Source organism: Shimia aestuarii, from assembly GCF_900114635.1.
In the GTDB taxonomy this organism is placed as follows: Bacteria; Pseudomonadota; Alphaproteobacteria; order Rhodobacterales; family Rhodobacteraceae; genus Shimia; species Shimia aestuarii.
Genome location: NZ_FOTQ01000002.1, coordinates 256449 through 269286 on the forward strand (window position 1 = coordinate 256449; position 12838 = coordinate 269286).

Consider the following 12838-nt stretch of genomic DNA (forward strand, 5'->3'; position numbering starts at 1 on the left):
GCCCTTGATCTGGCTTAATTCGATGTCAGCGTTATATCAGCCAGAAGCCCGGGTTCAATGTCGGGCCGCAGCCCCAAAAGCGGTGCCACGCGGGTGATCATTTCGGCAGCCACGGGCACTGCTGTCCAGCCAGCCGTCCGGCGCGGTTTCGGACCCGAGGTCTCGACCGGCTCGTCCAGCGACACGATCAGCACGTATTTGGGATCATGCGCCGGAAACATCGAGGCAAAGGTGGCAATCACCTTGTCCTCGTAGTATCCGCCGCCATTTTCCTTGGGCTTGTCTGCGGTTCCTGTCTTGCCGCCCACGGCATAGCCGGGCACATCGCCAAAGCTGGCCGTGCCTTCGGTCACGACGAGCCGCAACATCCGCCGCGCCGCCGCCGCGCTGTCTTCGGTCATGATACGCGGCCCGTCCTGCGCGGCATTTCGCTTGAGCAGGGTCGGCAACACACGTTTTCCGCCATTAGCAATCGCCGCGTATCCAGCGGCCAGGTGCAGTGGGCTGGCCGACAGGCCATGCCCGTAGGAAATCGTCATGGTCGAAAGCTCGGACCAGTTTTTGGGCAACAGGGGCTGTGCGCCACGCGCCTCGACCAACTCCACGGGTGTCGGTTCAAAAAAGCCCAGGTCACGCAGGAACCCTTGCTGGCGCACCGCCCCGATCAACTGCGCCATACGCGCCGTTCCGATGTTGGAAGATTTTACGATCACCTTGGTCAAGGTCAGCTGCGGTCCGTAATTGTGAAAATCACGGATCTTGAACTTACCCCACCGCAACGGCCCGGCTGTCTTGATCAACGTGGCCGGGTTGGCGAGCCCCAGTTCCATCGCCTGAGCTGCTGTGAAAATCTTGAAGGTCGATCCAAGCTCATACAGGCCCTGCACCGCGCGGTTGAACAGCGGACTGTCGCTGGCATGGCCCTTGGTAGGCGGGCGTGGACGATCATTCGGATCAAAATCCGGAAGGCTGACCAACGAGATGATCTCACCCGTATGCACGTCCATGAGCACTGCTGCGGCACCCTTGGCATTCATCAGCTTCATGCCCCCATAGAGCACGCGCTCAGTCGCGGCCTGCACCGTCAGGTCCAGCGACAGGGTCAACGCCTTGCCGCCATTCGCCGGATCGCGCAGCGCTTCGTCAAACTGTTTTTCGACACCGGCAACGCCGATCACCTCGGCGGCATGCACGTCTTCCTTGCCAAAACTCGCGCCACCCAGAATGTGCGCCGCTAGGCGACCATTGGGGTACAGACGCATCTCGCGTGCGCCGAACTGCAGGCCCGGATCACCGATATCATGCACGGCCTGCTTTTGTTCGGGACTGATTTTCTTCTTGATCCACAGGAATTTGCGCTTGCCCGTGAAATCTTTGACAAGCCGTTCTTCCTCAAGGTCTGGGAAAATGTCGACCAATTCCTTGGCGACCCGCTCCTTGTCAATCATGTGTTGTGGCTGAGCATAGAGCGAATGGGTTTCCAGGTTGGTCGCCAGAATGCGCCCCTTGCGGTCCACGATGTCAGCGCGCTGCGCAACGATCCGGTTGGCCGAATAGTTGGCGCGCGGCTCGACAGCCTCGGAATAGCTTACGATTCCCATGCGCGCGCCAACGGTGATGAAGGCGCCCAGAAACAGGATCGACATGATGAACAGGCGCCCCTCGGCGCGCGCGCGGCCCTTGTCACGCATCTCTTCATGGCGCTGGCGGATGTTTTCGCGCTCGATCACATCGGGGTTCTCCCCGGCGTCGCGCGCACGAAGGATCGAGGCCAGCGGGCGAAGCGGTTTGCGGATCATGGGCGCTCTCCTTCGCTGGACACATCCACGGCGCCGTCCAGATCAAATTGCAACCCACTCGGCGGATAGGCGACCTGATCGACCTTGCCGAATTGGTCGGGACGCAAGGGAAGAAGCTGCAGATCGTCATAGTTGATCTCGGCCAGATCCCGCAGGCGCTCAGGGCGGTTAAGATAGGCCCACTCGGCATTCAACACGGACAGCCGGGCGCGTGCCTCGCCGATCTGGCGCTGCAACTGGTGGGTTTCGGCAATCGCGTTCTGGGTACGGTAGTTTTCCTGATACGCCCAGACCGCCAGCCCGATTACCGCCAGCGCGGTCACGACAAACAAGATTGCCCGCATCAGTTTCGCCCCCCAAGTGTCGGCATTCCAATGTCTTTTCCTGAAATCTCACCTGCAGGCGCATCGGTGCGCCGTGCCACGCGCAGCTTGGCGGACCGGGCGCGCGGGTTGCGGTCCAGCTCTGCCTCATCCGGCCCAACGGCCTTGCGCGTGATCAATTCAAAGGCCGGCGCTTCGCGCTCTACCTCAGGCGCATAGCGATTCACATTGCCTTTACGCCCCGCGCGGGCCTGCAGGAACCACTTGACCATGCGGTCCTCGATCGAATGGAACGTCACAACAGCCAGCAACCCGCCCGGCTTCAGGGCGCGCTCTGCCGCCATCATACCCCGGAACAACTCGCCATATTCATCATTGACCGCGATCCGCAGCCCCTGAAAGCTGCGTGTCGCCGGGTGGCTCTGCCCCGGTTTGGCGCGTGGCAGGCACCCTTCGACAATGTCGGCCAGCTCCAATGTCGTGGTAATTGGCTGCGCCGTCCGCGCCCGCACAATCGCGCGCGCAATGCGTCGGCTGGCCCGTTCCTCGCCGTAATGGAACAGGATATCGGCAAGCTCCGCCTCGCTTGCTTCATTGACAAGATCCGCTGCTGAAGGCCCGTCCTGGCTCATTCGCATGTCCAGTGGGCCGTCCTTCATGAAGGAAAACCCACGCTCGGCCAAATCCAGCTGCATCGAACTCACCCCGAGATCGAGCACCACCCCGTCAAGGTCGGACGCATATTCATCCAGCCGGGAGAAAACCCCCTCGACCAGCGAAATCCGATCACCGTATTCGCCTACCCAGGGCGCCGCCATTTCGAAGGCCAGCGGATCGCGATCGACGCCGGTGACATGTTCCGCCCCCGCCTCAAGCAGCGCGCGTGTATAGCCACCGGCCCCGAACGTCCCATCCAGCCATCGCCCTTCGATGGGCGCACAGTGTTTCAGGATTGCGTCGATAAGCACCGGGATATGTGCTTTGTCCGACCCCATCTCAGTCCAGATCTCCGTCTAGATAGACCGACGGATCGACATCCGGATCAAAACCCTCTTCGTCCAGCGCATCGATCGACGCGTCATAGGCTTCGGGTTTCCAGACTTCGAACGTGTCGCCCGAGGCGACAAACCGTGCCATACCATCAAGGCCGATCTTTTCGCGCAGCTTGGCCGGAAGCACGATCCGGCCCGTATCATCCACCACGATCTCGACGGATTGCGCCGAATACAGGCGCTCCATTGCCTTACGCTTGGCGGATCCGCGGGGGAACTTGGAAATCTTGTCGTCGACCTCGTCCATGGCTTCGATGGTAAAGCCTTCGAGGAACTCACGCGTCGCGCCGCCATAGACAAGGATCAGGCGCGGCGGCAAACCTTCGGTCCAGTCGGGATCACAGCTTTCGATGACACGGCGAAACGAGGCCGGGATTGACACCCTGCCCTTGCTGTCGACCTTGTGGTCGCTTTCGCCTCTGAACCTGCGTGCCACGGCTTGCCGGTCCCCTCTTCACTGTCGCCCCGATGTCTGCCGGAGCCTTGAAACGAAACGGCGGATTGATCTGCTGCCACTGATCAATCCGCCGCCCTCGTCCCGCTCTAGCGGGTGTCCAGCTGCGCGCGCCACCTGGGGGGATGTCTGCTCGCCCGCGCGCCGGATCTCTCTATTCCGATGAAGGCGGATGCCTGTATGAAACCTGACTTGGGATTTTCTCATGGGGTCTTTAGCGCCCCTTTGTTCCCGTCCTCATCGTATTATTAGGGATGACATGGGAATTCATGGAAATCAACAGGAAATTTTGGGCAAGAACACAATATTTGGTTCCAAGGATCCCTGAAAAACAAGATGATGTGGCAAAATTTACGCGAATAGGCACAACATATAGACGATCTAATTAAAAACAAAACAACATACAGCGAAACTTCAGCCATTCTTCTTTGTCCCGCGTATTCCCAGAAATTTTTCACAGACCCTTCGACGAACACTCCGAAATTCAACCCTTCTTACCTTTTGCACACAGGTTTTTCAGGGACACCACCCGCGATTCGGCAAGCACCCGTCCAGCAAGACACTCCCGTCCCACGATTTCCCATACGCGTTCCCATTTGGTCCCATCCCTCGGTGGTGCCAACCTCATGTGCAAGGAATCATTGGTGAAACCGCACAGCCTTGATAATCTTGCTTACGAGCAGACGACACAGCGCGGAGGCCCCCAATGGGCATGCAGCAACCCGCCAACATCGCCGCGATGGTCAAAGCGGCCACCAAGAACGGACACGCACTGCAATACGGCGCGTTGGTCTATCGCATCATCAATGACAAGACACAGGTCCTGCTGATCACCTCGCGCCGGTCCCAACGCTGGATCACGCCAAAGGGCTGGGGTATTCCGGGACTGAAACCCCATCAGACCGCGGCCCAGGAAGCTTGGGAAGAAGCTGGCGTGCGCGGGCGCGTCTCCAAGCATTGCATCGGTGTGTATTCCTACGAGAAGCCAGACAAGGACAGCAGACTGCAAACCCGGTCCGTAATGCTGTTCCCGCTCGAAATGCGCAAACTGAGCAACCGCTTTCCCGAACGCGATGAACGCCGCCGCAAATGGCTGAGCTCGAAAAAGGCCGCCCTGCGGATCGACAATCACGAACTGGCGAGGCTCATAAAGAAATTCGATGCCCGACTGCTGCGATAGCGCGGCTTGAACGTTCCCATGACGCCAATTATGTTTTGATCAGGGACAAGACGACCCTGAAAGCACCGACGAGCCATGATCAACTACACGCTGAAATGCGCCAACGAACACCGCTTTGACAGCTGGTTCCAGTCTGCAGACGCCTTTGAGAAACTGAAGGAGGCCAGGATGGTGTCCTGTGCCATTTGCGGCGACAGCCACGTTGAAAAAGCGATGATGGCGCCGCGGGTTCGTCCGGCGCGCTCGACTTCGGAAACACAGCAAGGCGAGGCGCCCGAACGCGCCTTGTCAACCCCCGCCAGCCCTGCCGAACAGGCGCTGGCCGAACTCAAGCGGCATATCGAGAAGAACTCGGACTATGTCGGCAGCAAGTTTGCCTCCGAAGCCCGCGCCATGCACGAAGGCAGCGCGCCGGAGCGCGCAATCTATGGCGAAGCGCGCCCGGAAGAGGCCAAGGCGCTGATCGAAGACGGCGTGCCGGTAGCGCCCCTGCCCTTCAACATCACACGCAAGACCAACTGACCGCACGAAACCAAGGTATAAGGGAGACGCCCATGCATGTCGTGATCACAGGCGCCAATCGCGGCATCGGGCAGGCACTCGACAGAACCTTGCGCTCTCAAGGGCACGACGTCACGGGTACGTCCCGTGCCGGAGGAGAGTTCGAACCGCTGGACGTCACCGACAGCGCCAGCACACGCGCCCTGTCCCATCGATTGGATTCGCGCCCCGTCGACCTTCTGGTGTGCAATGCCGGCGTTTACCTCGACAAACACGAGAATCTTGCCGATGGCTACCCGGCCGAGATGTGGGCGCAAACATTCGCCGCCAACGTGACCGGTGTTTTCCTGACCGTTCAGGCGCTTCTGCCCAACCTGCAGCTTTCTCGCACCCCCAAGATCGCCATCATTTCCTCGCAAATGGCCTCTCAGGAACGCGCACCCGGCGGAAGTTACATCTATCGCGCATCCAAGGCCGCCGCGCTTAACCTCGGACGCAACCTCGCCACCGATCTGCACCATATCGGCATTGCAGTCGGAATCTACCATCCCGGATGGGTGCGCACCGATATGGGGGGAGTCTCCGCCGAAATCTCCGCCGAGGAGTCAGCCCGCGGTCTCGCCACGCGTTTCGCGGAACTTTCGCTCGAGACAACCGGCTGCTTTCAGACCTGGGACGGACGTCCCCACCCGTTCTGACCGATACCCCTGCGGCGGTGGGGGCAGCGCTCCCTCTCCCTTTCATACATTCGAATAGACGAAAGCGACGCAACGCCCGTTGCACCTGCGCGCGCGTGCCCCTAACACTGTTGCCAACATTGTCTCAGGGAGGTTTTTCCGAATGTCCGACGCACCCACACATGGTTTTGACACGCTGCAAATTCACGCGGGCGCACGCCCCGATCCGGCCACCGGCGCACGCCAGACGCCGATCTACCAAACCACGGCCTACGTGTTCCGCGATGCCGAACATGCCGCCGCCCTCTTCAATCTACAGGAAGTCGGCTTCATCTATTCCCGCCTGACCAACCCCACGGTGGCGGTGCTGCAGGAGCGCATTGCCACCCTGGAAGGCGGCGTGGGCGCGGTTTGCTGCTCTTCGGGCCACGCTGCCCAGATCATGGCACTGTTCCCGCTGATGGGTCCGGGCTGCAACGTGGTGGCCTCGACCCGTCTTTATGGCGGCACCGTCACCCAGTTCAGTCAGACCATCAAGCGCTTCGGCTGGTCGGCCAAGTTCGTGGACACGGACGATCTCGACGCGGTGCGTGATGCCATCGATGAAAACACCCGTGCGGTTTTCTGTGAATCCATCGCCAACCCCGGCGGCTACATCTCGGATATCGAAGCACTCGCGGGGGTCGCGGATGCCGCCGGTGTGCCGCTGATCGTGGACAACACCTCGGCCACGCCCTACCTCTGCAACCCGATCAGCCTTGGCGCGACGCTGGTGGTGCACTCCACCACCAAGTACCTGACTGGCAACGGCACCGTCACCGGCGGCTGCATCGTGGATTCGGGCAAATTCGACTGGTCGGCTTCGGACAAGTTCCCGTCGCTGTCCCAACCCGAACCCGCGTATCACGGGCTCAAGTTCCACGAAACCTTCGGCCCGCTGGCCTTCACCTTCCACGGCATCGCCATCGGGTTGCGTGATCTGGGCATGACGATGAACCCACAGGCAGCGCATTACACGCTCATGGGTATCGAAACCCTGTCGCTGCGCATGGAACGCCATGTTGAAAACGCCAAGACAGTTGCCGGCTGGCTGGAACAGCATGACCTTGTGGACTATGTGACCTATGCAGGCCTTCCCTCCTCGCCCTATCATGATCGCGTAGAACGCATCTGCCCCAAGGGCGCCGGCGGCCTGTTCACCGTGGCTCTCAAGGGCGGCTATGACGCCTGCGTCAAGTTCGTCGACAGCCTCGAGATTTTCAGCCACGTTGCCAACCTCGGCGATACCCGTTCGCTGGTGATCCATTCGGCCTCGACCACGCACCGCCAGCTCACCCCGGAACAACAGGAAGCCGCCGGTGCAGGCCCGAACGTGGTGCGCATTTCGATCGGGATCGAAACGGCTGCGGACCTGATTGCCGATCTTGATCAGGCGCTGGCCAAGGCTCACGCCTGATCCACTTCCCCAAAAGTGAGGCGCGCCAACTGAAAACGGCGCGCCTTTTTTGTTGAAGGACATTCGCAGAGCGCCCCGGGATCGGCTCCTGACCGCTGCCACCCCATCATCTAGTGGTCCACGCGCGACAACCCACAGGTGGCGCGGCTTTTTCTTCCCCTTTGGCAATAACTTGCTATAAATCCTTGAACTCCTCGCTGAGGACTCCTTTCTGCCCATTTCGGATGCTAGACCCGATACATGAAACCGGATTTCGCTCTATCGCTTTCATTTGAAGGGATCGGCCTGCTCACACGGCGTGCCGGGGGCTGGCATTTGCTGGGCGAAGTAACGCTGGATACCGAAGATCTCGCGGGAGATCTTGAGAAGCTACGCGCCAAGGGCGAGGCGGTTGCCAAGGGGCCGTTCGTCACGGCGGTGATACTGCCCAACGATCAGATCAAATACCTGTCCCTGGATACCGGGCGGGCCCGCGACGCCAAGCGACGAGATGCTGCACTTGTGGCGCTGGAAGAATCGACGCCCTACCGAGCAGACCAACTTGCCTTCGACATTCACGCAGTTGGCCGGAACACCCAAGTCGCCGCTGTTGCGCGGGAAACGTTGGAAGAGGCCGAAGCTTTCGCCACGGAACACGCATTCAACCCGGTCTGTTTTACCGCGATGCCGCCGGAAGACAATTTTGATGCGGCGCCAGATTTCGGCCCGACCAAGGCTGCGCCGGCTCTCCTGAAGAGCGCACAGCTCAAGCCGGAGCCTAATCCGATCCGCATCGTCTCCAGTGGAGACCTGCCTGACCCGGAACCCGCACCGCTTTCAAGCCCGCCCGTCAAGACGGAAGCCAGTGCTCGTGAAGTCGCTGAACCCGAAGCAAGCGCTTCGTTCGACAGTGCAACCACGCCAGCATCGAACGATATATCCGACGCCCCCCCTGCAAAAGCCGAGGAACAGTCGAAAGACTCAGCCCCCCCGGTCGCCTTTGCGTCGATCCGCGCACATCGAGAGACACAAGAGACGGCCTCGAAAACCACATTGGGGGGCGCGAGCCGCACCGCACAGGGCACCAACGCACCCGGCATACCCGGAGACTCCGGTCCCACCGCGAGCCGCAGCCTGCGGTTTGATCCGGCCAAGGTCATTGCCGGGCTGAAGGCAGACTCCGCTCAAACCGAGCCTCACGGCAAAGAAGAGACCGCAGAAGATGACGGCGGGTTTGTTAGCCGCCGTCAAAGGACCAAGATTGCGCCCAAGCCCAGGAAAAGGCCCGCTCCGCCTGTACATCACAGTGAGACGCAGGGCACTCAAAACACCGACAGCGAACAACAGCGACTGACTGTCTTTGGGGCACGCACCGGCCAGTCCGTGGGGGGCAAGCCCAAGTACCTCGGCCTGATCATGACCGCCGTGCTTTTGCTGTTCCTCGCCGCAGTCGCGCTTTGGGCCGCCCTGTTTCTGGAAGACGGGGTCGCCGGGTTGTTTGGCCGCGGCGACCGAAACCAGATCGTGCTACTTGATCCCGAAGCATCGGTGATCGCGGATGAAGACACTGCCCCGGTTCAGGGTACTGGGCCCTTGCAAACGCCCGCTGAAGAAAGCGTGGCGGGGACTGACACCAGTCCGCTGGTTTCTGATGCCCTCGCCACGGACATCCTGACGCCGGCCGCCCCGGACAGCATCACTGACAGCGCCGAAATTGAAGCGATGGAGGACAGCGTTCACCCGACGGCGCTGAGCGAAAACGAGGCTGAGGCCCGCTATGCCGTCACTGGCATCTGGGAACGTGCGCCGCAACCACCGGAGACCCCCACGGCTGGAAGCACGGATGACCTTTATGCCACCTCCATTGATCGGGTCCTGATCGCACAGGACGCCGTGGCTCTTCCCGACCCGAAAGGGTTTCTTGTGGACCAGCCGCTGAATGCACAGTTGAACCCGGTTGGGCCAGGCACCCGGTTTGATCTGGACGAGCGGGGCCTCGTAGTAGCCAGCGCGCAAGGAACGCTGAACCCGGATGGCGTCATGGTCTATCTGGGCCGCCCGCCTGTTCTGCCTGCGAGCCTGCCCAACCGCGCCGAAGCTGACGGGCGCGCCCTGTCACGTGAAGATGAGCAACGCCTCGCCTCGATCCGCCCGCGTTTCCGCCCCGGCGATCTCGTGGAGAGCAACGAGCGGGCAACACTTGGTGGGCGATCGCGTGCAGAGCTTGGGCGCATTCGCCCCAAACCGCGCCCGAGCACCGAGAAAGACGCTGCGGAAAACGACAACACCCCGACCGCGCTGGCGGTAGCCTCGTCGCTGCGTCCGCGTCAGCGGCCAAGCAACATCGCCCAACTGGCGCAGCGCAGCAAACCGACCGAAGCGGTTGTCGCCACGCCTGCAGCTGCCACCATCACCCCCAAGATTCCGACCACCGCGTCAGTTGCCCGTCAGGCCACGATCCAAAACGCGATCAACCTGAACAAGATCAACCTGATCGGCGTCTATGGAACAAGCAACAACCGCCGCGCGCTGGTGCGACTGGCGAATGGCCGTTATCGCAAGGTTCAGGTGGGAGACCGGATCGACGGCGGCAAAGTCGCCGCAATCGGTGAACAGGAACTGCGCTACGTCAAATCCGGTCGCAATATCGTTCTGAAAATGCCCAAGGGCTAGGGACCCGCATATTGGGGGATGCAGGCACGCAAACCGCCGTGCTAGTTTGCGCAGACCACATTGGAACGACGGCACGACCTTGGCACAACAGAAGCCCCCTTCCCCGATGGACGAACTCTTGCGCACGCGCTTGCGCCTGTCCCAAGGTGCCAACCTGCGGATCAAGGCGCTTCGGGTGCTCATGAGCGTGGTCGACATCGGCAACCGGGCCTTTACCGGCCAGGCTTTCTTTGCCCTGCGCGAAACTGAACAAACCCTGATCGCACTCGATGGGCGTGTCGGCACCGATCTGGTCTGGGCGCTTCTTGAAATGAAAGGGGGGACAACCATCAGGGCCCATGGCCTCCACCATGTTCCGCGCACGGGCCGCGTGGTCATCGGGGCCACCCATCCCGTCGGGACATTCGATTTCATTGCCCATGCCGGAGCCTTGCTGAAACACCGCCCCGATCTCAAAGTCGTTGCCAATCGCGAGGCCGAGCGATTTCTTGGTCCGGACCTGCTGATCCCTGTCGACCTGGATCGCAACAACAACGCGCTTTCCGCGCGTACAACACGCGCCGCCATGAAAGCCCATGTGGAGAACGAAGGCGCATTGCTGATCTTCGGGTCGGGGCGGGTGCCGGACATGCGCGACGGTCTGCTGGTAGAACCGGCATGGCGGATGGGTGTTACCCGCATGTCGCAGGACACAGGCGCTCCAATCATCCCTGCCTCAGCTGATTTGCGCAACTCGCGCCACTATTACCGCACACGTCGTCTTGGCCGGGTGCTCAGCGGCGGCAATGATGCCTTCGGGCGCGAGGTCGCATCGCTGCGTTACGTGTCCGAGCTGCTGTCCAAACTGGGCGGCGCCTATTCTGTCCATTATGGCGCGCCCCTTGCGCCCGGCACAGCCCCGGAAACGATCAAGGCGACTGCCGAAGGGCTGGTGCCCGGTCTCTATTGCCCCGTGCGCTGACGCTGAACCGCATAAAAAAAACGCCGCCCACCTCTCGGTGGACGACGCTCCCCTCCCTCCGGTTGGACCGGATTTATTCCGCGGCTTTAATCTCGCCGGATTCGATCTGTTCACGCTCGATCGACTCGAACAGTGCCTTGAAGTTGCCTTCGCCGAACCCGTCATCGCCCTTGCGCTGAATGAACTCGAAGAAGATCGGGCCGATCACCGTCTTGCTGAAAATCTGCAGCAGAATCTTTGTCTCGCCGCCATTCACAACACCTTCACCGTCGATCAGGATACCGTGTTTCATCATCCGATCCTTGGGCTCGTCGTGACCAACCACACGCTCGTAGCTGAGATCATAATAAGCCTCATTCGGGCCAGGCATGAACTTCAGACCCTTGGCCGCGATCTTGTCGGTGGCCTCGTAGATATCATCGGTTCCCACGGCGATATGCTGGATGCCTTCGCCGTTGTATTTCTTGAGGTAGGACACGATCTGACCGGTCTCGCCCCGGTCCTCGTTGATCGGAATACGGATCTTGCCGCAGGGAGAGGTCAGCGCACGTGAAAACAACCCGGTGAACTTGCCTTCAATGTCGAAGAAGCGGATTTCGCGGAAGTTGAACAGGTCGCCATAGAACTTGAACCACTTGTCCATGTTGCCCTTGAACACGTTGTGGGTCAGGTGGTCGAGGTAGTAGAACCCGTCCCCTTCCGGTTTCGACGTGGTGATCCAGTCAAACTCTTCGTTGTAGGGCGACGTGTCGAAATACTGGTCGGTGAAATAGAGCAGGCTGCCACCGATCCCCTTGATCGCAGGCCAGTTCAGCGTCTTGTCCCCGGCGTCATAGGCTTCGGCACCCTTGGAAATCGCATGCTCATAAGCTTTCTGCGCATCGACAACACGCCAGCCCATCGACGGGGCGCAGGGGCCGTGCTCTTCCACGAAACGCGCAGCAAAGCTGCCAGGTTCGTTGTTGAGGATATAGGTCACATCGCCCTGCTGCCACAGCTCAACCGCCTTGGCCTTATGGTTGGCCACGTGCACAAAGCCCATGCGCGCAAACAACTCGCGCAACTCCTGCGGCTCCGGGTGAGCAAACTCGACAAATTCGAACCCATCGGTTCCGGCAGGATTGAATTCGGAAATCTCGGCGCGCGGGGCGTCATGCGGGAAAGGTCCCATGTCGCGTCTCCTTTTGATGTGTGTCAGGGGCATGTTTGTTCGCTGATGGAAAGATACGTGCTTCTTCGCGCGGTTTCTCCGCGAAGTGACGTGCGTATTTGACATTGAATGCGTAAATTACGCATACTTTGAAAAAATAGCGCAAAGATGACGCATGCTCGATCAGATAGATATCCGCCTTTTGTCCGCATTGCAGAAAAATGCGCACCTGACCGCATTGGAACTCTCCGAGCTTCTCAACCTGTCGCCCAGCCAGGCGGGGCGCCGCCGTCAGCGCCTTGAGGCCGAAGGTTATATACAGGGCTATTTCGCCAGACTGGACCCGGACCGCGTCGGCCTGCATGTGCAGGCATTCATCCAGGTGCAATTGGGAACGCATCGCCCCGAACAAGGGCGCAGTTTTGCCACGTTGATCAGCACCCGCCCGGAGGTCGTGAGCGCATGGACATTGACGGGGGATGCGGATTATTTGCTGCGTGTCTATTGTAGCGACCTGAATGCGTTGAACAGGTTGATTCACGAAATCCTTTTGCCCCACCCGGCCGTCAGTCGCGTGCAAAGCCAGATCGTCATGGATCAACCCAAACGCGACGCCCCCCTGCCGACCTGATC

At 60.4% G+C, this 12838-nt stretch carries 12 protein-coding genes; 7 read left to right on the forward strand and 5 right to left on the reverse strand.

Annotated features, from left to right (window positions below; all coding sequences use genetic code 11):
* Positions 1 to 14: 14 nt before the first annotated feature.
* The 4 genes from BMZ35_RS08930 to mraZ are packed head-to-tail and all read right to left on the reverse strand — an operon-like array spanning position 15 to position 3610.
* Complete coding sequence (locus BMZ35_RS08930; protein ID WP_093093122.1) at positions 15 to 1799, reverse strand: peptidoglycan D,D-transpeptidase FtsI family protein; 1785 nt, start codon at positions 1797 to 1799, stop codon at positions 15 to 17.
* A complete protein-coding gene (ftsL, locus tag BMZ35_RS08935) occupies positions 1796 to 2143 on the reverse strand; it encodes a cell division protein FtsL (RefSeq protein ID WP_165610033.1) in 348 nt (115 codons plus the stop codon). Before ftsL ends, BMZ35_RS08930 begins: the two co-directional genes overlap by 4 nt.
* Positions 2143 to 3117, reverse strand: coding sequence for a 16S rRNA (cytosine(1402)-N(4))-methyltransferase RsmH (gene rsmH, locus BMZ35_RS08940; protein ID WP_093093126.1), 975 nt, complete (start codon positions 3115 to 3117; stop codon positions 2143 to 2145). The genes ftsL and rsmH overlap by 1 nt, the downstream gene beginning before the upstream one ends.
* A gap of 1 nt (position 3118) precedes the next feature.
* Complete coding sequence (mraZ, locus tag BMZ35_RS08945; protein WP_093093128.1) at positions 3119 to 3610, reverse strand: division/cell wall cluster transcriptional repressor MraZ; 492 nt, start codon at positions 3608 to 3610, stop codon at positions 3119 to 3121.
* Positions 3611 to 4334: 724 nt separating this feature from the next.
* Between mraZ and BMZ35_RS08950 the strand changes: the two genes are divergently transcribed.
* From BMZ35_RS08950 to BMZ35_RS08975, 6 genes are all read left to right on the forward strand, one after another.
* A complete protein-coding gene (locus BMZ35_RS08950; RefSeq protein WP_242654744.1) occupies positions 4335 to 4808 on the forward strand; it encodes an NUDIX hydrolase in 474 nt (157 codons plus the stop codon).
* A 75-nt stretch (positions 4809 to 4883) separates the two neighbouring features.
* Positions 4884 to 5330, forward strand: coding sequence for a DUF1178 family protein (locus tag BMZ35_RS08955; protein ID WP_093093130.1), 447 nt, complete (start codon positions 4884 to 4886; stop codon positions 5328 to 5330).
* Positions 5331 to 5362: 32 nt separating this feature from the next.
* Positions 5363 to 6007: an SDR family NAD(P)-dependent oxidoreductase gene (locus tag BMZ35_RS08960; RefSeq protein ID WP_093093132.1), complete on the forward strand. Its 645-nt coding sequence runs from the start codon at positions 5363 to 5365 to the stop codon at positions 6005 to 6007.
* 142 nt (positions 6008 to 6149) lie between these two features.
* A complete protein-coding gene (locus BMZ35_RS08965; protein WP_093093134.1) occupies positions 6150 to 7442 on the forward strand; it encodes an O-acetylhomoserine aminocarboxypropyltransferase/cysteine synthase family protein in 1293 nt (430 codons plus the stop codon).
* A gap of 240 nt (positions 7443 to 7682) precedes the next feature.
* On the forward strand, positions 7683 to 10094 hold the full coding sequence (locus BMZ35_RS08970; RefSeq protein ID WP_093093136.1) for a hypothetical protein: 2412 nt from the start codon (positions 7683 to 7685) through the stop codon (positions 10092 to 10094).
* A gap of 106 nt (positions 10095 to 10200) precedes the next feature.
* Positions 10201 to 11055 carry a lysophospholipid acyltransferase family protein gene (locus tag BMZ35_RS08975; protein WP_093093138.1) on the forward strand — a complete coding sequence of 285 codons (855 nt, stop codon included), beginning with the start codon at positions 10201 to 10203 and terminating at the stop codon, positions 11053 to 11055.
* A gap of 73 nt (positions 11056 to 11128) precedes the next feature.
* On the opposite strand, the gene hppD is transcribed toward BMZ35_RS08975, so the two are convergent.
* Positions 11129 to 12226, reverse strand: coding sequence for a 4-hydroxyphenylpyruvate dioxygenase (hppD, locus tag BMZ35_RS08980; protein ID WP_093093139.1), 1098 nt, complete (start codon positions 12224 to 12226; stop codon positions 11129 to 11131).
* Positions 12227 to 12380: 154 nt separating this feature from the next.
* On the opposite strand from hppD, the gene BMZ35_RS08985 reads away from it, so the two are divergent.
* A complete protein-coding gene (locus BMZ35_RS08985) occupies positions 12381 to 12836 on the forward strand; it encodes an Lrp/AsnC family transcriptional regulator (RefSeq protein ID WP_093093141.1) in 456 nt (151 codons plus the stop codon).
* Positions 12837 to 12838: the final 2 nt, after the last annotated feature.

Bases quoted from the DNA above. Each gene is read 5' to 3' on its own strand.
- BMZ35_RS08930 (WP_093093122.1), bottom strand. From the start codon at position 1,799: ATGATCCGCAAACCGCTTCGCCCGCTGGCCTCGATCCTTCGTGCGCGC.
- ftsL (WP_165610033.1), bottom strand. From the start codon at position 2,143: ATGCGGGCAATCTTGTTTGTCGTGACCGCGCTGGCGGTAATCGGGCTG.
- rsmH (WP_093093126.1), bottom strand. From the start codon at position 3,117: ATGGGGTCGGACAAAGCACATATCCCGGTGCTTATCGACGCAATCCTG.
- BMZ35_RS08950 (WP_242654744.1), top strand. From the start codon at position 4,335: ATGGGCATGCAGCAACCCGCCAACATCGCCGCGATGGTCAAAGCGGCC.
- BMZ35_RS08955 (WP_093093130.1), top strand. From the start codon at position 4,884: ATGATCAACTACACGCTGAAATGCGCCAACGAACACCGCTTTGACAGC.
- BMZ35_RS08960 (WP_093093132.1), top strand. From the start codon at position 5,363: ATGCATGTCGTGATCACAGGCGCCAATCGCGGCATCGGGCAGGCACTC.
- BMZ35_RS08965 (WP_093093134.1), top strand. From the start codon at position 6,150: ATGTCCGACGCACCCACACATGGTTTTGACACGCTGCAAATTCACGCG.
- BMZ35_RS08970 (WP_093093136.1), top strand. From the start codon at position 7,683: ATGAAACCGGATTTCGCTCTATCGCTTTCATTTGAAGGGATCGGCCTG.
- BMZ35_RS08975 (WP_093093138.1), top strand. From the start codon at position 10,201: ATGGACGAACTCTTGCGCACGCGCTTGCGCCTGTCCCAAGGTGCCAAC.
- hppD (WP_093093139.1), bottom strand. From the start codon at position 12,226: ATGGGACCTTTCCCGCATGACGCCCCGCGCGCCGAGATTTCCGAATTC.
- BMZ35_RS08985 (WP_093093141.1), top strand. From the start codon at position 12,381: ATGCTCGATCAGATAGATATCCGCCTTTTGTCCGCATTGCAGAAAAAT.